The 18,293-nt window shown below is 58.8% G+C and carries 16 protein-coding genes; 8 read left to right on the forward strand and 8 right to left on the reverse strand.

All coding sequences use genetic code 11. The annotated features are described in order from the left end of the window. Positions 1–3: 3 nt before the first annotated feature. From MTP37_RS10970 to MTP37_RS11005, 8 genes are all read right to left on the reverse strand, one after another. Entirely contained in the window at positions 4–2,160 is a 2,157-nt protein-coding gene (locus MTP37_RS10970; RefSeq protein WP_249237313.1) for an aldehyde ferredoxin oxidoreductase N-terminal domain-containing protein, read from the reverse strand. A 12-nt stretch (positions 2,161–2,172) separates the two neighbouring features. Continuing rightward, the gene (locus tag MTP37_RS10975) at positions 2,173–2,817 is read right to left on the reverse strand and encodes a ferredoxin-like protein (protein WP_249237314.1); all 645 of its coding nucleotides are present in this window, start codon (positions 2,815–2,817) and stop codon (positions 2,173–2,175) included. Positions 2,818–2,839: 22 nt separating this feature from the next. Continuing rightward, positions 2,840–3,757, reverse strand: coding sequence for an FMN-binding protein (locus MTP37_RS10980; protein ID WP_249237315.1), 918 nt, complete (start codon positions 3,755–3,757; stop codon positions 2,840–2,842). A 161-nt stretch (positions 3,758–3,918) separates the two neighbouring features. Next, positions 3,919–4,683: a formate dehydrogenase accessory sulfurtransferase FdhD gene (locus MTP37_RS10985; RefSeq protein WP_249237316.1), complete on the reverse strand. Its 765-nt coding sequence runs from the start codon at positions 4,681–4,683 to the stop codon at positions 3,919–3,921. Between the two features lie 258 nt (positions 4,684–4,941). Next, positions 4,942–5,304, reverse strand: a complete 363-nt coding sequence (locus MTP37_RS10990; protein ID WP_249237317.1) for a DUF1667 domain-containing protein — start codon at positions 5,302–5,304, stop codon at positions 4,942–4,944. Beyond that, positions 5,301–6,533: an NAD(P)/FAD-dependent oxidoreductase gene (locus tag MTP37_RS10995; protein WP_249237318.1), complete on the reverse strand. Its 1,233-nt coding sequence runs from the start codon at positions 6,531–6,533 to the stop codon at positions 5,301–5,303. The genes MTP37_RS10990 and MTP37_RS10995 overlap by 4 nt, the downstream gene beginning before the upstream one ends. Before the next feature lie 3 nt (positions 6,534–6,536). Continuing rightward, positions 6,537–7,997, reverse strand: coding sequence for an NAD(P)/FAD-dependent oxidoreductase (locus MTP37_RS11000; protein WP_249237319.1), 1,461 nt, complete (start codon positions 7,995–7,997; stop codon positions 6,537–6,539). Positions 7,998–8,271: 274 nt separating this feature from the next. After that, positions 8,272–8,997: a GntR family transcriptional regulator gene (locus MTP37_RS11005; protein WP_249237320.1), complete on the reverse strand. Its 726-nt coding sequence runs from the start codon at positions 8,995–8,997 to the stop codon at positions 8,272–8,274. 250 nt (positions 8,998–9,247) lie between these two features. Here MTP37_RS11005 and MTP37_RS11010 point away from each other — a divergent pair, with 250 nt between their 5' ends. The 8 genes from MTP37_RS11010 to MTP37_RS11045 all read left to right on the forward strand — a co-directional run bounded on the left by MTP37_RS11010 (position 9,248) and on the right by MTP37_RS11045 (position 17,774). Further along, positions 9,248–10,276: a zinc-binding alcohol dehydrogenase family protein gene (locus MTP37_RS11010; protein WP_249237321.1), complete on the forward strand. Its 1,029-nt coding sequence runs from the start codon at positions 9,248–9,250 to the stop codon at positions 10,274–10,276. A 41-nt stretch (positions 10,277–10,317) separates the two neighbouring features. Next, positions 10,318–11,049 (forward strand): NERD domain-containing protein, encoded by a 732-nt coding sequence (locus MTP37_RS11015; RefSeq protein WP_249237322.1) that lies wholly within the window; start codon positions 10,318–10,320, stop codon positions 11,047–11,049. Between the two features lie 380 nt (positions 11,050–11,429). Beyond that, positions 11,430–12,488 carry a TRAP transporter substrate-binding protein DctP gene (gene dctP, locus MTP37_RS11020; RefSeq protein WP_249237323.1) on the forward strand — a complete coding sequence of 353 codons (1,059 nt, stop codon included), beginning with the start codon at positions 11,430–11,432 and terminating at the stop codon, positions 12,486–12,488. 33 nt (positions 12,489–12,521) lie between these two features. After that, on the forward strand, positions 12,522–13,028 hold the full coding sequence (locus MTP37_RS11025) for a TRAP transporter small permease (protein WP_249237324.1): 507 nt from the start codon (positions 12,522–12,524) through the stop codon (positions 13,026–13,028). Between the two features lie 16 nt (positions 13,029–13,044). Further along, a complete protein-coding gene (locus tag MTP37_RS11030) occupies positions 13,045–14,334 on the forward strand; it encodes a TRAP transporter large permease (RefSeq protein ID WP_249237325.1) in 1,290 nt (429 codons plus the stop codon). A gap of 453 nt (positions 14,335–14,787) precedes the next feature. After that, positions 14,788–15,855: a TRAP transporter substrate-binding protein DctP gene (gene dctP / locus MTP37_RS11035; protein ID WP_249237326.1), complete on the forward strand. Its 1,068-nt coding sequence runs from the start codon at positions 14,788–14,790 to the stop codon at positions 15,853–15,855. Positions 15,856–15,968: 113 nt separating this feature from the next. Continuing rightward, positions 15,969–16,481, forward strand: a complete 513-nt coding sequence (locus MTP37_RS11040) for a TRAP transporter small permease (protein ID WP_249237327.1) — start codon at positions 15,969–15,971, stop codon at positions 16,479–16,481. Between the two features lie 3 nt (positions 16,482–16,484). After that, positions 16,485–17,774, forward strand: coding sequence for a TRAP transporter large permease (locus tag MTP37_RS11045; RefSeq protein ID WP_249237328.1), 1,290 nt, complete (start codon positions 16,485–16,487; stop codon positions 17,772–17,774). Positions 17,775–18,293 lie beyond the last annotated feature (519 nt).

Below are 18,293 nucleotides of genomic sequence, written 5' to 3' on the forward strand. Positions count from 1 at the left end.
GATTTATTCAGCTGCTGCGGTGTTCTGGGCGTAGATGCCGCGCTTTTCCAGATCATCGGCCATATCCGCCAGATCATACTTCTCCAGCGTCTCGCGGGTGGGCACACCGGTGGTACGGTCCCAGCCGAAGGCATCGTAGAACAGATCCTTTGCCTTTTCCATGTCGGCGCGGTCCAGCTTGGTGGTGCCTTCCTCGAATGCCTTGAAGTCGGGGTCCTTATCGAACACCCAATCGCAGATGGCATCGTGCTCCTGACGCAGGTTTGCGCTGCCGCAGTTCTGCTGGAAGCTGATGGCGGTCATCACGCGCAGCATCTGGGTGATGCGGGCGCCGTCCTCCTGCAGACCGGCCTGGGTATAGGTCTCGCCGGTAACAGCGGTCATAAAGTCTGCCTGCAGGTCCAGGTCGCCGTGGTAGTCGCGCTCCTTGGAGGGAGACTGGGTCATGGGCCACATCCAGTTGCACAGGGTGGCGGAGTCGTGGAAGTTCTTGTCGTTGACGCAGTAGGCTGCCAGCTTTGCCTTGTTCTCGTTGATGGGAGTGTAGGCCTTGGCCTTATCGTAGCAGCCCTCGCCGAAGAAGTCCTCCATGACCTTCTTGGTCACCTCGTAGGGTGCGCCGGAACCGGTCTCGCAGACGATCTCGTGGATCATGCAGTCACGGTTGTAAACGAGGTTGTACAGCATACCAACCTGCCATGCCTCAGCAGGGCCGTGGTGGTTGGGGAAGCCGTTGTAGATCAGGTTGGAGTTGGTAGCGCCGTCGTCGCGGTCCAGCCAGCTCTTGGGCAGGCCGAACTTCTCCATCATGGCCAGCGTGCCCTTGGCGATCACGGACAGGTCGCCCTCACCGTAAGCCATGCGGCGGATCAGCTCCACCTCCCAGCGGGGATCGCCAGCCTTCTCCCACTCCCAGGGCAGAGAGTCGTACTCAGCCTCGCTGATGTACTTGGTAGCCTCTTCGCGGGGCATCCGCAGGATCCACAGCAGGTCGCGGTTCAGGTTGCCGTAGTTGTCCCACAGACCCATATCGTCCACAGCATGAGACCATGCCAGATTGATGACCATGGTGCCGTCGCCTTCGTACTTGAAGTCGTGCACGCCGTCCGGGTAGACGCGGGTGCCGTACAGCACGGGCATGCAGGTGTTGGAGTTGTGGGTGGGCAGATCGTAATCTGCCAGCGGGTCCACATCATACTCGGTGTAGCAGCGGATGGGGCAGGAGGAGCAGCCGCCGTTCTTGACGGTGTACTCCGCAGCGGGAGCGCCGAAGTCGAAGTAGCCCTTGAAGCAGCGCAGAGCCACCTTGTTGATATCGTTGTAGGGCTGCTCGCCGGTATCCACGGGGCCGCCGGGAGCCTTTTTCCACATACGGCCGGGAGCGCCGGACCAGCGGTTCTTGCCGGAGGTGGCGCTGTACTCGGCCCAGCTCTGGGGCTGTGCGGGCACGTTGTGGTTGTTGTTGCCGCCGATCAGGTTGCCCATCATGTAGTTGGACAGCTCCAGCACCTTCTTGGGGTCAGCCACCTTGACGCTGCCGGTGCCGCGGATAGCAAGGCCCTTCAGCTTCTTGTTGCCCAGCGCAGCGCCCAGACCGGCACCGCCGGAGTTGCCGAAGCTGGTGTTCAGGGTGGAGTAGTCCACCAGATTCTCACCGGCAGGGCCGATGGAAGCGGTCTCGAACTCACGTCCGTTCTGCTCCACCATCCACTTGTTGGCAGCAAAGGTGCCCTTGCCCCAGATCTCGCTTGCGTCCTCCAGAGAGACCTTGTCGTCCTCGATGCGCAGGTAGACGGGCTTTTCGGAGATGCCGCTGAACACGATGCCGTCGTAACCGGCATACTTCAGCATGGAGCCGATGTGGCCGCCCATGTGTGCGTCGATGATGGAGTGACCCTTAGACCAGGTGGAGCGGAAGGTCACGTTCATACGGCCGGAGCAGGGCACGCCGGCACCGGTCAGAGGGCCAACGCCAAAGATGACCAGAGCCTTCTCGTCATAGGGGTCCAGCTCCATGGGAGCTTCCTCGTACATGATGCGGTAGGCCATGCCCATGCCGCCGATATATTTATGGTACTTTTCATCGTCCTGCGTGGTGATCTCACCGGTGGTCAGGTTGACGCGCAGGATCTTGCCTGCCCAGCCATAGGTTTCAGCCATTGTTGTTCCTCCTTACAGATCCATGTAAGCAGCCTGTGCTGCACTGGTGACGGCATCCCAGTCCACGATGGACAGAGCGCCGGACGGGCAGCCTGCCACGCAGGCACCGCAGGCGATGCACTTGGACGACTTGCCGGTCTCGGGGTTGACAGTGGGCATATGCCACGGGCAGGCATCATGGCAGGCACCGCAGCCGATGCACTTGTCGGTATCCACTACGCGGATACCGCGGTCGTCGGTAGTGATGGCCTTCTGCGGGCAGGCGTTGCCGCAGGCGGGGTCCTCGCACTGGCGGCAGGTGTCCGGGAAGTAGACAAAGCAGTTGTCGGTGCCGGACAGCAGGCCATTGCCGTCGCCGTCCAGATTCAGGCGGCGCTGGATCTTGACACGGCTGATGTAAGAGGAGCACACACCGTCATTGGTCAGCGTGCAGTTGATCTCGCAGCGCTGGCAGCCGGTGCACAGATCCGCATTGACCACCAGCAGGCCCTGCGGCAATGCCCAGGTAGCCACTGCGCCGCTGTCCACCTGCTGCTGGGAGCAGCCGAACAGGGACAGCATGGATGCGGAGAGGGTGAGCCCTGCAAGGCTCCTGCCCGAAATTTTCATGAACTGGCGGCGGGTCATGTCAGCCGTCAGAAAATCGGTTTTTGCCATAGTTTCCATTCCTCCGTTGAGGTCACTCTGCGCAGAGCACCTCGGTCACATAGAAATACGAGTTGTTGACGATGTTCGTTACCGCCGTCGAGGTGATGGTTGCGCCGGAAAGGGCGTCCACCTCGGTCAGATCGGCGCTCACCGCACCGGTCTGGGCCTGCTCCGTGGTCAGGTCGGCCTGTGCCAGACGCGCCTTGGACTGCTCTTCTGCCGAGAGATCCGCAAAGGGGATCGCCATGGGCTCGCCGTCCAGTGCGCTCTTGCTCAGCTCGGCTGCGTACAGCCTGCGGCGTGCCACGGCCTCTGCACTGGAATCCAGCGGCGGGGCCAGCTCATCGCTCAGGGGCTGACCGTTCAGTGCCGAGAGGGTCAGGCCTGCCGCATACATCCTGCGGGTGGCCTCGGCCTCGGGAGAGGTGTCGGACACGTTCCACTGTGTGGGATCGAACTTTTCAGCGGCAGTGGTGTCCTCCGCCACTGCACCGGCAGAGGCGTAGGCTGCGCCGGTGGCCGGATCGGTCACGGTGTAGCTCTTGCCTGCCAGCGTAAAGGGGGCCGCGCCCTGGTACTGGGACGTGAACTCCGGGTTGACACACTGACCGCCAAGGTTGTCAGTCTCCGCCTGCGAAAGGATCTCCACAGCGGAAACATTGCCCTCGGCGTCAAGGGTCACAGCAGCCTGCACATCGCTCTGGAAGCCCTTCTGAGTGCCCTCCACGCGGTAGCTGCCATCGTCGAGCTGGTACACTGCGCTGATGCCGTAGGCGGCTGCATCCGCCTCCGACACCGGCAGCAGGGTACCGGCAACCGTGGTGCGCGCGTGCTGCACAGCGATCAGACCGACCGCCATGGCAACCGTGGCAGCGCCCATGGCTGCATAGCCCGGCAGCCGCTTACGCCACAGCGGAACGGGCGCAAACGGGTTGGTTGCCTGCTTCATGTTATCACCTGCCTGTTTTTGTTTGTGCGGGAAAGTTTCCCGGACATGAAAATAGCCGCTCCTGCTGCTGCAACAGCGAAGCGGTTTCTTCGTTACTATTTTATCATCTGTACCGGAGGTAAGTCAACGCAAACAGCCGTGCTTTCTCTGTTTTGTCACCATCATTTTACACATTCTGCTAAAGTTAGCGGATGCTTCCTGCCGCACACCAGCTGCAGGCCGTATTCCTGCGCCAGTTCCAGCGATTGGATCGTGGGCATGCTCTTGCTCACCAGTGCCGGAACGCCCGCCCGGATAGCCTTGCGCACCATGTCCACGGGCACCCGGCCGCTGGTATAAAGCACGCATTCTGCCAGCGGGACGCCCTGCAGCAGCATCTCCCCCACAGCCTTATCCAGCGCGTTGTGCCGGCCAATGTCCTCGCAGGCAAAAAGGATGGTTCCCTGCCGCAGCACAAAGCAGCTGTGCACGGCGCGGGTGGCGCGGTACAGCGGCAGACCGGCGCTCATGGCGGCGGCAAGCGTGTCCAGCCATTCCGGCTGCAGCTCCATCTGCGGCACCGTGCGCAGCGGCGGCAGCTCCACCGGGCTGCTCAGCGTGACATTATCCGTACAGCAGCTGGACACCGCCTGCGCCGCTGCGCTGCGGGCCGTCAGCCGATGATTCAGGTAGACGTTCACCTTCAGCCCCTCAGCACAGACCGCAGCCTGCTCTACCTCCTGTGCCGAAGTGATCCAGCCTTCGGTCAGCAGCCGCCCCAGTGCCAGCTGCGGCAGCAGCTCCGGCGTGCACACCACCCGGAAGGCCGACTGCTCATTGACATAAAGCGCGGCGGCATGCTCTGCCGGAAGCACCGCTGCGGTGCCGTCCGGCAGACGCGCCGTTTCAAAGGCAGCTGCCCTGCCAAAAAGGTCGTTGATCTGCATAAGTCCATTTCCTTCCCTGTGTGCCGGGTCTCAGAAGCAATTCTTCCCCGCACCAATACCACATAATATAAGTATAGCAGAGGATCCCGCACGAGAAAAGACTGTCCGCTGCATTTCAGGGCAAAAAGGTTATTTCGGGACGCTTTTGGGCAGAGCAGGCGTCCCCTTCTGTTTGCACGAAAAAGCACCCGCCGCCGGGCATTTTCAGACCGGGCAGCGGGTGCTTTCCTTTATATAATGGAGAACGATGCAGATGATTTACTTTGCGGCAACATTCTTGGTGACCATCACGTCACTGTCCAGTCCGCAGACGTTGTGCAGAACGATGGTGCCTGCCTTGACGGGGGCAGTCAGCACCACCTTGCGGATCTCATCCATCACCGGGAAGATCATATCCTTGGGGATGGCCCGGGTCAGGCGGACGCTGGTGACAGGCAGCTCGCCGCCCTTGACCAGCACCGAGCTGGCGATGGTGCGGCGGGGCGCAGTCAGCTCCTGACGGACATACTGTTCGCCGCGGGGGCAGGTGTGGCCGGTGACCGAGATCACCTGACCATTTTCAACTTCGGCTTCGATCTCGCAGCCGTTGGGGCAGACGATACAGGTAAATTGCTTTTTCATTCCACCGACACCTCCAGTGCGCCTTCCTCCTGCAGCTTGGCAGCAGAGACCTTGAACTGGATCATCTCCGCAGGAATGGCTTTCTTCATCTTCTTGGCAGCAACTTCCACACCGTTCTGGCGCACCACGATGCGGCAGTCACGGTAGTGGTTCCGCACGCGCAGCGACAGGCTGAAGTCGTTCTTGCCGCTGACCTTCTGCGGGATGGTGTGGCCCACGCCCTCGCCGCACTTCACGTCCAGCGTGCAGGGGTCGATGCCCTTGCCCTCAACGTAGGCGGCAGCGTGGCGTGCCAGTGCCTCGGACTCCATGGAAACGAAGTCCACCAGATCATGCACATGCAGCACATTGCCGGCAGAGAACACGCCGGGCACGTTGGTCTGCAGGTTCTCGTCCACGAAGGCACCGTTGGTGTGGGGGTCAATGGCGATGCCGGCATCCTCCAGCAGCTTGTTCTCCGGAATCAGACCGACGGAGAGGATCAGCGTATCGCACTTGTACTCCTTCTCGGTGCCGGGGATGGGCCGACGGTTCGCGTCCACCTCGGAGATGGTCACGCCGGTCAGACGATTGCGGCCATGGATCTCGGTGACGGTGTGGCTGAGATAGAGCGGGATATTGTAATCATCCAGACACTGCACGATGTTGCGCGGCAGGCCGGAGGGGTAAGGCATCAGCTCGAACACTGCCTGCACATGAGCGCCTTCCAGCGTCATGCGGCGGGCCATGATCATGCCGATATCGCCGGAACCGAGGATGATGACCTCCTTGCCGGGCATCCGGTTGTAGAGGTTCATGTAAGCCTGCGCGGTGCCTGCGGTGAACACGCCTGCCGGACGCTCGCCGGGAATGCCCAGTGCGCCGCGGCTGCGCTCCTTGCAGCCCATGGCGAGCACCACAGCCTTTGCCTGATACTGGCGCAGGCCGCTGCGGGTGGAGGCGGTGACGACACGATCCGCCGTCAGGCTCAGCACCGTGGCGCTGGTCTCGTAGGGGATCTCACGCTTGTTCACCTCATCAATGAAAGCCTGTGCATACTCGGGGCCGGACAGGCTCTCGCCGAAGCGGCCCAGACCAAAGCCATCATGGATGCACTGGCGCAGGATGCCGCCCAGCATCGCCTCGCGCTCCAGAATGATCATGTTGCGGATACCCTGCTTGTGCAGTTCCACCGCTGCGGCAAGACCTGCGGGGCCGCCGCCGATAATCACAACGTCCTTCTGTTCCATCGCTCAGTTCTCCTCCTTCCGCATGGTTCCGGTCAGGACCCAGGAGCCCTGACGGCTGTAACGAACATCCTCCGGCTCGGTGCCCAGCTCCTGCTCGATGAAGTTCTCGATCTTCATCTGGCAGAAGCCGCCCTGACAGCCGCCCATCATGGCGCGGGTGCGGTACTTGATGCCGGTCATGGTGGAAACGCCCAGCGGGTTATGGATGGCCTGCAGGATCTCCGCCTTGGTCACTTCCTCACAGCTGCAGATCATCTCGCCGTAATCGGGATCCTGCGTAATGAGCTCTGCCTGCTGCTCCGGAGTGCACTCTGCAAACTTGACGATGCCCTTGTGGTGCGGGTCGAAGCCGGGGTTTGCCTCGAACTTCTCATGCTCCAGCATCAGGCCGATGACGTAGCGGGCCAGCGGCACGCTGCCGGTCAGGCCCGGGGACTCGATGCCCACGAGGTTGACGGCATTGGGTGCCACGTCGTCCCGGATCTCCACCTTCCAGTCCTGAATGGCGCCGTTCTCATCCACCCACTTGGGCTGGATGCCGGCGAAGGTGCGGATCTGATCCTTTTTAAAGATGTGGGGCCACAGCTTTGCGCCCTCCACGGCCAGACTGTCCATGTTGGCCTGCGGCACGCTGTAATCGTCCAGCACATCGGTGTTCTCAGCATCCGGGCCCACGGTGACGTTGCCGTCCACGGTGGGGGTGATGTGGATGCCCATATAGGTGTTGCTGGGCACCGGGTACACCGGCATGGGCAGCAGCTTTCCCATGCGCTTGTGCAGGATGATGTAGTTGCTGCGGGAGCCGATGACACGGTAGCCGGTCAGGCCCAGCAGGTCGGAGATCTGCTTTGCGCCCAGACCTGCGGCGTTGACCACCCAGCGGGTGCAGACATCGCCGTGCTCGGTGTGCAGGTAGTACAGCTCGTTTTCGCGGGTAATGGCCGTGACCTTGTGGTCAAAGAAGAAGTCCACGCCGTTGGCGTGTGCGTTCTCGGCCAGAGCCACCGTGTACAGGAACGGGTCCATGATGCCGCTGTTCTTGGACCACATGGCAAACTTGCCCACCACGGCGGGCACCAGCTCATGCAGCTTTGCCTCGTCGATCATCTCCAGACCGGTGCAGCCGTTGACAGCGCCCTGCTTCATGGTGCGCTCCAGCTGCTCCATGTCCTCGGGGGTGTTGCCCACCAGCACCTTGCCGCAGCGCTTGAACGGGAAGTTCAGCTCCTCGGCCAGCTGGTCCATGATCCTGTTGCCTTCCACGCAGCATTTTGCCTTCAGGCTGCCGGTGGGGTTGGCAAAGCCGCCGTGCACCACCGCAGAGTTGCGGCCGCTGGTCTCGTTGCAGACGTCCAGATTCTTCTCCAGCACTGCAATGCTCAGCTTGTAGCGGGACAGCTCGCGCGCAATGGCACTGCCCACGACGCCCGCACCGATGATGACCACATCGTATTGTTTTTTCATGGTATCCACCTTTCTCCTTTTTCTGGTATGGGAAACCGGCGTTGTGTTATATGTTTCATCGCTTCAAATATATAACATCCCGTGACTTCTGTCAAGCACTTTCCGCAAAAAACATAAACAAAAAGAAGCTCTGTCCTTTGGTAAAAACGACAGAGCTTCTGGAAAATTCGGCGGGAACCGCTTGAAATGCCAAGGGAAAAGGGGTTCCCGGATGCAGGCAGGGCCTCCGCATCGTTCCATTCACGGAAGCGGCCCTGTTCGCAAAAACAGCTTCTCAGATGAAGAAATCCGGGAAGCGGTCCAGCAGGCTCTGGAAGTGTTCCCGGTAGGCGCCCAGATGATGCTCGAAGAATGCGTCCACATCCACATCCTTGGGCAGGCCCACCATCAGATATTTATACAGCTGCTCATGCTCCTCGCGGAAGGTCTCCATATCCATCTGGCACAGAGCGGTGTCCAGATAGCGCACACGATCCATGTGAGTAGTAACGTTGTGCATGGCCTGCCAGATGCGGTCATAACCGGCATAGGTATACAGGCGCTTATGGAACTCGTTGTCCAGCGTGATGAAGTAATCGCCCAGCACATCGTGGCTGATGCAGGCGGAGCCATCCTGCTGTTCCAGCAGACCGTGCAGCTCGCTGAGCTGCGCCTGATTCAGGTGGCCGGACAGGCTGCGCAGCAAAGCGGGTTCCAGCATCTTGCGCATGGCATAGCCCTCGTTGATGTACTGGATCGAGATCTTGGAGACGATGCTGCCGCGCTGAGGCAGCACATCCACCAGCCATTCGCCCTTGAGCATCATCAGTGCTTCGTGGATGGGCGTGCGGCTCATGACCAGATGCTCGCTCAGCTCCGCCTCGCTCAGCTGGCAGCCGGGCTGCAGCTGAATGTTCATGATATTCTTGCGCAGGATGCGGTAGGCGTAGGCCCGGTTGTTCTCGTCCGGCTGGCGAGGGTCCATCAGCAGCGGCAGGATGCGGGACTTGTCATCTTTCATTGGTAATTTCCCCTTACAATAGTTTGCTCTCCGGCAGGAAAGCGCTGGGTCAAGGTTTGTTGCTTCTAAAGATATTGTTTTCTCTATTATAAGGCATAACATATCACTTGTCAAAAGCCTTTTTGCTAAAAAGCAACTAAAATCCTGAAATCGCGGACAAAAAACTGTAAAACAAGTTGCATTTCCGCCCCAAAGGCGTTATAATATGCTCAACAAGTAACATATCAGTTGGCTATAGGAGGTCAATCACATGTCTGAAATCAATGCGATCCGCTTTGCAGAACCCTGGCAGGTCTCCTGCGTCAAGATCCCCATGCCGGAACCCAAGCCCGGTGAGGCCCTCATCAAGATCATGGCAGCCGGTATCTGCGGCAGCGACATCGGCGCGTTCCGCGGCACCAATGGTCTGGTGAGCTATCCCCGCGTCATCGGCCACGAGCTGGCCGGTGTGGTCGTCTCCATCCCGGAGAACAACAAGAACGGCATCAAGGTGGGCGACCGCGTGGTCGTGGACCCGTACCTGTACTGCGGTCACTGCTATCCCTGCTCCATCGGCCGCACCAACTGCTGCGACGATCTGCATGTTCTGGGTGTGCACGTTGAGGGCGGCATGGCCGAGTACTTCTGCCATCCGGCTGATATGCTCGTCAAGATCCCCGATGGCATGAGCTGGGTGCAGGCTGCCATGGCCGAGCCCCTGACCATCAGCCTGCACGGCATCCACCGCGGCGGCCTGAAGGCAGGCGAATACTGCGCCATCATCGGTGCAGGCCCCATCGGTCTGGCTGCTGCCATGGTGGCACAGGCCTACGGCGCACACGCCATCCTGCTGGATCTGGTGCAGGAGCGTCTGGACTTTGCAAAGTCTCTGGGCGTAGAGTACACCATCAACTCCGGCAAGGAAGATGCCAACGCCCGTGTCCACGAGATCACCGGCGGCGAGGGCGCACAGCAGGTCATGGAGTGCTCCGGCGCAAACCCCGCCATCCGCAGCACGCTGGACCTTGTGAGCCATGCAGGCCGCATCACCTTCACCGGCTGGCCCAAGAAGGAGACCAGCCTGCCCACCGACACCATCACCCGCAAGGAGATCGACCTGCGCGGTGCCCGCACCAGCGCCGGCGAGTTCCCCGAGGCTCTGGAGCTGATCGCCACCAAGAAGGTGGATATGCTCAAGCTGCTCACCAAGACCGTCAAGCTGGAAGAGGTGCCTGAGACCATCATCGACATCGAGAAGAACCCCGGCAGCTACATGAAGGTCGTTGTCACGATGGAGTAAACGGCTCCCCACTACATTGAAGTTATAAGGAGAGTACTGTTTTGGACGCATGGAATATTCTTGTTGTGGTCGTTCTGGCCCTGATCCTTCTGCTGATCCTGCCCATGGTGGCTGCGCGCAACGGCACCAAAAGCTTTACGCAGGCCCTGATGGCCCCGCTGCACCGCAAAAAAAAGCGCGGCCCGCTGGGGCTTGAGGTCGAGCCGGAGAAAAAGCCGGAACGGCATGTGAACAACAGTATGCAGGGCGAGCTGACCGCGATCGTCTCGCAGCTCATCACCTTTACCAAGCGCCAGCACTATACGCTGGTGTACCCCGGCACCATTCAGGAAGGCGGCCAGCTGACCACCACGCTGGCGCTGGTGGTCACCCCGGGCGGCGTGGTGGGCCTGAACTGCTTCGGCTTTGCCGGCGAGATCCGTCCCGGCGACCAGCCGAACGACCAGTGGCGTCAGCACATCAACCACACGGACAACCGCATCCCGAACCCTGTCACCACCAGCGAAAAGCAGCAGGTGCTGCTGCGCCGCGCCATGGACAGGGCCGGACTGAGCGGCATCCCGGTGGAGGTGATCGCCGTGTTCACCAGCAAGGAGGCCCGGCTGACCGGCGTTCCCGCCCAGAAGTGCTTTGACCGCGACGGCATGATCGCCTATCTGGAGCAGGAGCGCTTCCATTCCGGCCCGGTGGAGGATACCCACGAGACCGGTGTGAAGCTGAAGAGCCTTGTTACGGTATACAAGTCCGAAAAAAACAAGAAGAAAAAGAAATGATCTGCGTCTGAAATGTTACCTGCAGCCTTCCGGCACAGCGGAACGCTGCAGATGCATTCTCTGGGATTTTTAAACAGACAGCCCGGTATGGTCCTCCTGTACCGGGCTGTCTGTTTTTGTTTTTTCTGGTTTTTATGCTCCATTTCTCCATTTTTTCAGGCTAGTATACAACATAAAGCACAGTTTTCCTTTGGGGAACGGCTGGTAAAGATTCAGATAAGAAGCGCCGTTTTGTATTGTCCCCGTCAAGCTGATATGTTAGTATATCGTCAAGGGAAACATGCCGCAGACGGAACGCGGCGTCCGGCTGCACGAACCGGCGCAGCGGCGTTCCACCCTGACCGCAGGCATGAAAACAAATGAAAAGGAGAGATTTTCTTATGCGTATCCACAAGATCACTCGTCGTAACTTCATGAAGGTTGCAGGTGTCTCTGCACTGGCCATGGGTCTGGCAGCCTGCGGCGGCAGCTCCTCCAGCACTGCCGCTTCCACCTCCACCGCAGGCTCCGCTGCAGGCGGCGAGGTCACCGGTGATAAGGTCGTGATCAACATCGGCCACATCAACGACCAGAGCGACTCCTGGCATCAGGGCGCTCTGAAGTTCAAGGAGTACTGCGAAGCCAACTCCAACGGCACCATCGAAGTGGACGTGTTCCCCAACAGCCAGCTGGGCCCCGAGGTCGATATGATCCAGGGCATCCTGTCCGACAGCGGCACGGTGGACATCACCTTTACCGGCGAGTCCATGCAGACCTACCAGCCCGATCTGGGCATGATCGGCATGCCGTACCTGATCCAGAGCGACGAGCAGATGGAAAAGGTTCTGACCGGTGAAGTCGGTCAGGAGTTCGAGGGCCTGATGGAGGCCTGCGGCATGAAGTGCCTGGGCTACTTCACCCGTGGTCCTCGCTACATCACCTCCACCAAGAAGATCACCAGCGTTGCCGACTGCAACAATCTGGTCATCCGCACCCCCCAGTCCGCTATGACCGTGGCCGCTTTCCAGGCTCTGGGTGCAAAGCCCACCCCCATGGCACTGTCTGAGGTCTTTACCTCTCTGCAGCAGGGCACCATCGAGGCTCAGGAGAACCCGCTGGCCATGATCGAGACCCAGAGCTTCTACGAGGTCTGCCCCTACCTGATCCTGACCGCTCACCTGCGTGCATGGGTCTACATTGCAATGGGTCTGGCTCAGTACGAGCGTCTGTCCGACAGCCAGAAGGCCGTTGTGGATCAGGCCGGTGCCGAGTGCCAGGCATACGAGCACGAGCTGTTCCTGGACAACGAGGAAAAGTACTACAACCAGCTGCAGGAGCAGGGCATGGAGTTCATCGAGGTCGATACCGATGCGTTCGCCAAGGCAATGATCGACGGCGTTCTGCCCATCCTGACCGACAGCCAGAAGAAGATCTACGATTCCATCGCAGCGCTGGCCTGATGCGGCTGTAAATCCTGAAATGAGGTTGAGATCATGAAGAAAGGCTTGGATAAATTCATCAAGGTCTACATGGAGATCTTGTACGCTTTGAGTTCCGTCTTCTACGCAGGCTTCTGCTTCTGCGTTCTGGTGCAGGTCATCAGCCGCAACTTTCTGCCCAATGCCCCCTCCTGGACTGAGGAGCTGGCCCGTTATTCCTTTATTTATATGGTGGCCTTCGGCGTTGGTCTGGCGGCCCTGAAGCACGAGTTCGTCAATGTTGAGTTCCTCGGCGATTTCCTCAAGTCAAAGAATCAGAAGGCACTGGATGTGCTGAACCTTGTCATCGAGGTCATCATCCTCGCCATGTGTCTGGTCATTCTGGTGATGGCCGAGCCGAAGTACTGCTTCCCCACCTTTGCGATGAACTCCACCGCCACCAACATCTCCATGAAGTATATCTACTTCTCCCAGTTCCTCACCTTCATCATCCTGCCCGTCAGCTACCTGCTGGACATCGTCCGCACTCTGGTCGGCTGGACCGAGAAGCCTGCTGCATAAAGGAGGTCGAAACGCAATGGTTGCAGTTCTGTTTATTGTTTTCCTCGTCGCGCTGGCCATCGGCGTGCCCGTGGCGTTCAGTCTGGGCCTCGCATCCGTGGCCTACATGCTGGGTGCTCACATCCAGATGATCAACTTTGCACAGTATTTCTTCAAGGGTCTGGACTCCTTCACCCTGCTGTGCATCCCCGGCTTTACCTTTGCTGGCAACCTGATGAATCAGGGCGGCATCTCGGATAAGCTGCTGGACTTTGCAGATGCACTGGTCGGCCACGTCACCGGCGGTCTGGCTTATGCAAACGTTCTGGCATCCATGGTCTTTGCCGGCATCTCCGGCACGGCTTTGTCCGATACCGTTGCTCTGGGCGGCGTTGAGATTCCCATGATGGTCAATCAGGGCTATGACGTGCCCTTCTCGGTCGCCATCACCGCCGCTTCCTCCTGCCTTGGCCCCATCATTCCCCCGTCTGTTCCCATGATCATGGCTGCTACCATGACCGGCCTGTCCGTCTCCAAAATGTTCATGGCCGGCATCGTCCCCGGCCTGCTGCTGGGCTTCGGCATGTGCGCTACCTGCTACATCCTGTCGGTCAAGCGCCACTACCCCAAGCGTAATACCCCGCCTAAATGGAGCCATATCTGGCATGCGACCAAGGAAGCCATCTGGGCACTGATCATGGTGGCCATCATCCTGTTCGGCATCATGGGCGGCATCGTCACCCCCACCGAGGCTTCCATCATCTGCGTGGTCTACGGCCTGTTCGTGGCAGTGTTCATCTACCGCAAGATGGGTCCCAAGGAGATGTACTCCTGCCTGAAGGATACCGTTTCCTCCGCTTCCGCTATCATGGCTCTGGTGGCCTTTGCAAACGTGTTCGCCTTCATCCTGACCAAGGAGCACATCCCCAGCATGATCGCCGACGCAATGCTGCACCTGACCACCAACAAGTACCTGATCCTGCTGCTCATCAACCTCTTCCTGATCTTCGTCGGCATGTTCATGGAGACCATCGCCGCCATCCTGATCCTGTTCCCGACCCTGCTGGCTGTGGCTGCCGCCGTGGGCGTCGATCCCATCCATTTCGGCATCATCGTGGTCATGAACCTGGTTCTGGGCCTGTGCACTCCTCCCGTCGGTGTCTGCCTGTTCGCTGCTACCAACATCGGTGCCCGCTACGGCAAGTGCACCCTGTCCGACAGCGTGAAGGCTCTGGTCCCGCTGCTGATCGTCAACTTCGGCGTTCTGTTCCTGGTCACCTATGTACCCTTCCTCACCGTTGGCGTGGCCAATCTCGTCATGGGCTGATAAGCTTTCCTTCTTCTCTTTCTTCTTACGGCTCCTTCCGCTTTTGCGGAGGGAGCCATTTTTTTGTTGTTGCGCTTTCCGCACCCGGTTTTGCAGTCCTTTCCATACGCTGGTATTGCCAGAAAATAATGTAACATATCATAAGGTCTTTTCCAACCATTGTCGGTCACCGCGCAGGATCGTTGCGAAAGAAAGGATTTTTATTGTAATTTATTTGTAATTTTCACCTCTGCCGGAGAAAAGTTTAGTCTGTTGTATCCAACAAGCTTCAAATTTTTTACATTTCGCACAAAGATTCGGCTAAGAATTTGGCAAAGAAACTTTGCTTTTTTACTGGACATTCTGTAGCTAATATGTTAGTATATTTGCAGGAAAACCGAACCGCAGAAGCACGAACCTGCCGTTCGGACGTGATAACCGGAAAGGTCATACGAAGTAAAAGGAGAGAATTTTATGCGTATCCACAAGATCACTCGTCGTAACTTCATGAAGGTTGCAGGTGTCTCTGCACTGGCCATGGGTCTGGCAGCCTGCGGCGGCAGCTCCTCCAGCACTGCTGCTTCCACCTCCACCGCTGCATCTGCTTCCACTGCTGCAGGCGGCGAGGTCACCGGTGATAAGGTCGTGATCAACATCGGCCACATCAACGACGAGAGCGACTCCTGGCATCAGGGCGCTCTGAAGTTCAAGGAGTACTGCGAAGCCAACTCCAACGGCACCATCGAAGTGGACGTGTTCCCCAACAGCCAGCTGGGCCCCGAGGTCGATATGATCCAGGGCATCCTGTCCGACAGCGGCACGGTGGACATCACCTTTACCGGCGAGTCCATGCAGACCTATCAGCCCGATCTGGGCATGATCGGCATGCCGTACCTGATCCAGAGCGACGAGCAGATGGAGAAGGTTCTGACCGGTGAAGTCGGTCAGGAGTTCGAGGGCCTGATGGAGGCCTGCGGCATGAAGTGCCTGGGCTACTTCACCCGTGGTCCTCGCTACATCACCTCCACCAAGAAGATCACCAGCGTTGCCGATTGCAACAATCTGGTCATCCGCACTCCCCAGTCCGCTATGACCGTGGCCGCCTTCCAGGCTCTGGGCGCAAAGCCCACCCCCATGGCACTGTCTGAGGTCTTTACCTCTCTGCAGCAGGGCACCATCGAGGCACAGGAGAACCCGCTGGCCATGATCGAGACCCAGAGCTTCTACGAGGTCTGCCCCTACCTGATCCTGACCGCTCACCTGCGTGCATGGGTCTACATTGCAATGGGTCTGGCTCAGTACAATCGCCTGTCCGACAGCCAGAAGGCCGTTGTGGATCAGGCTGGTGCCGAGTGCCAGGCATACGAGCACGAGCTGTTTCTGGACAACGAGGAAAAGTACTACAACCAGCTGCAGGAGCAGGGCATGGAGTTCATCGAGGTCGATACTCAGGAGTTTGCTGATGCAATGGTCAGCGGCGTGCTGCCCATCCTGACCGACAGCCAGAAGAAGATCTACGACGCTATCGAAGCTCTGGCCTGATCGACTGACGATATAAGTTAAGTTGTTCCAACGGGGCAGGCTGACAAAACTTGCAGTCTGCCCCTTCTTTATCGTCCATACCCACCCTCAAGGAAAGAGAGGTCGAATCTTTTATGAAAAAAAGCCTGAATAAGTTCATCAAGGGCTACATGGAAGTGCTGTATGCGCTGAGCTCCGTTTTCTACATCGGTTTCTGCTTCTGCGTTCTGGTGCAGGTCATCAGCCGCAACTTCCTGCCCAATGCCCCCTCCTGGACCGAGGAGCTGGCCCGTTATTCCTTCATCTACATGGTGGCCTTCGGCGTTGGTCTGGCTGCTTTGAAGCATGAGTTCGTCAACGTTGAGTTCATGGGCGACTTTTTGAAAAAGAAGAGCCCCAAGGCGCTGAAGGTGCTGAACCTGATCATCGAGTTCGCCATTCTGGCCATGTGTCTGGTCATTCTGGTGATGGCCGAGCCGAAGTACTGCTTCCCCGCCTTTGCGATGAACTCCACCGCCACCAACATCTCCATGAAGTATATCTACTTCTCCCAGTTCCTCACCTTCATCATCCTGCCTGTCAGCTACCTGCTGGACATCGTCCGCACTGCGCTGAGCTGGAACGATACCGCTGAAAAGGAGGACTAAGCAATGGTTGCAGTTCTGTTTATCGTTTTCCTCGGTGCGCTGGCCATCGGCGTGCCTGTGGCGTTCAGTCTGGGTCTCGCATCCGTGGCCTACATGCTGGGTTCCCACATCCAGATGATCAACTTTGCACAGTATTTCTTCAAGGGTCTGGACTCCTTCACCCTGCTGTGCATCCCCGGCTTCACCTTTGCCGGCAACCTGATGAATCAGGGCGGCATTTCTGAGAAGCTGCTGGACTTTGCAGACGCACTGGTCGGCCACATCACCGGCGGTCTGGCTTATGCAAACGTTCTGGCATCCATGGTCTTTGCCGGCATCTCCGGCACGGCTCTGTCCGATACCGTCGCTCTGGGCGGCGTTGAGATCCCCATGATGGTCAATCAGGGCTATGACGTACCCTTCTCGGTCGCCATCACTGCCGCTTCCTCCTGCCTTGGCCCCATCATTCCCCCGTCTGTTCCCATGATCATGGCTGCCACCATGACCGGCCTGTCCGTCTCCAAGATGTTCATGGCCGGCATCGTCCCCGGCCTGCTGCTGGGCCTCGGCATGTGCGCTACCTGCTACATCCTGTCGGTCAAGCGCCACTACCCCAAGCGCGATAAGCGCGCAAGCTGGTCTCACGTCCTGCATGCGACTAAGGAAGCTATCTGGGCGCTGATCATGGTGGCCATCATCCTGTTCGGCATCATGGGCGGCATCGTCACCCCCACCGAGGCTTCCATCATCTGCGTGGTCTACGGCCTGTTCGTGGCTGTGTTCATCTACCGCAAGATGGGCCCCAAGGAGATGTACTCCTGCCTGAAGGATACCGTTTCCTCCGCTTCCGCTATCATGGCTCTGGTGGCCTTTGCAAACGTGTTCGCTTTCATCCTGACCAAGGAGCACATCCCCAGCATGATCGCTGACGCAATGCTGCGCCTGACCTCCAACAAGTACCTGATCCTGCTGCTCATCAACCTCTTCCTGATCTTCGTCGGCATGTTCATGGAGACCATCGCCGCCATCCTGATCCTGTTCCCGACCCTGCTGGCTGTGGCTACCGCCGTGGGTGTTGACCCCATCCAGTTCGGTATCATCGTGGTCATGAACCTGGTTCTGGGCCTGTGCACTCCTCCCGTCGGTGTCTGCCTGTTCGCTGCTACCAACATCGGCTCCCGCTACGGCAAGTGCACCCTGTCCGACAGCGTGAAGGCTCTGGTTCCGCTGCTGATCGTCAACTTCGGCGTTCTGTTCCTAGTCACCTATGTGCCCTTCCTCACCGTCGGCGTGGCAAATCTGGTCATGGGCTGATCCTTTCCCTAGTCTTTCCAAGAAACTCTTTTACTTCGTCAAAAAAGGGCTGCTGCAAACAGCCCCAAAAAGAGATAGGCGTTCCCGAAAGGGGCCGCCTATCTCTTTTTTGCACCTACAGACTTCGTGCCGCCCCGCTGGGATGGGAACGGCCATTCCGCCCCATGCCGGCCTGTCATAGATCGGCTGTCCCGCTCTGGCCTCTTCTCCGGTCGGCATCCGGAGCGGCAGGAGCTCTTCTGCGCAAAGATCATAGAAGCCTGCCGCGCTCAGGACTGCCGTCTGAATCGGCGGTCTGAGAAAGTCCTGAACATCATGCGGAATGCCCCCACAAAGCCCCTGTGCAAGGAGCCGCGAGCAGTCGTCCTTCCGCTGCATTGGCCTGCCCCGCCGCTCTAACGCACTGTGCCATAAAGTGCATTTTTCGCAATGGCAAGTTCTTTGTCATTCCGCAATGCCCGCCATCTCCGAACAAAAAACGGCCAGACAAAAGCAGGGTGCGCCCCGAAGGACACACCC

Source organism: Faecalibacterium sp. HTF-F, from assembly GCF_023347535.1.
Lineage (GTDB): Bacteria > Bacillota > Clostridia > Oscillospirales > Ruminococcaceae > Faecalibacterium > Faecalibacterium wellingii.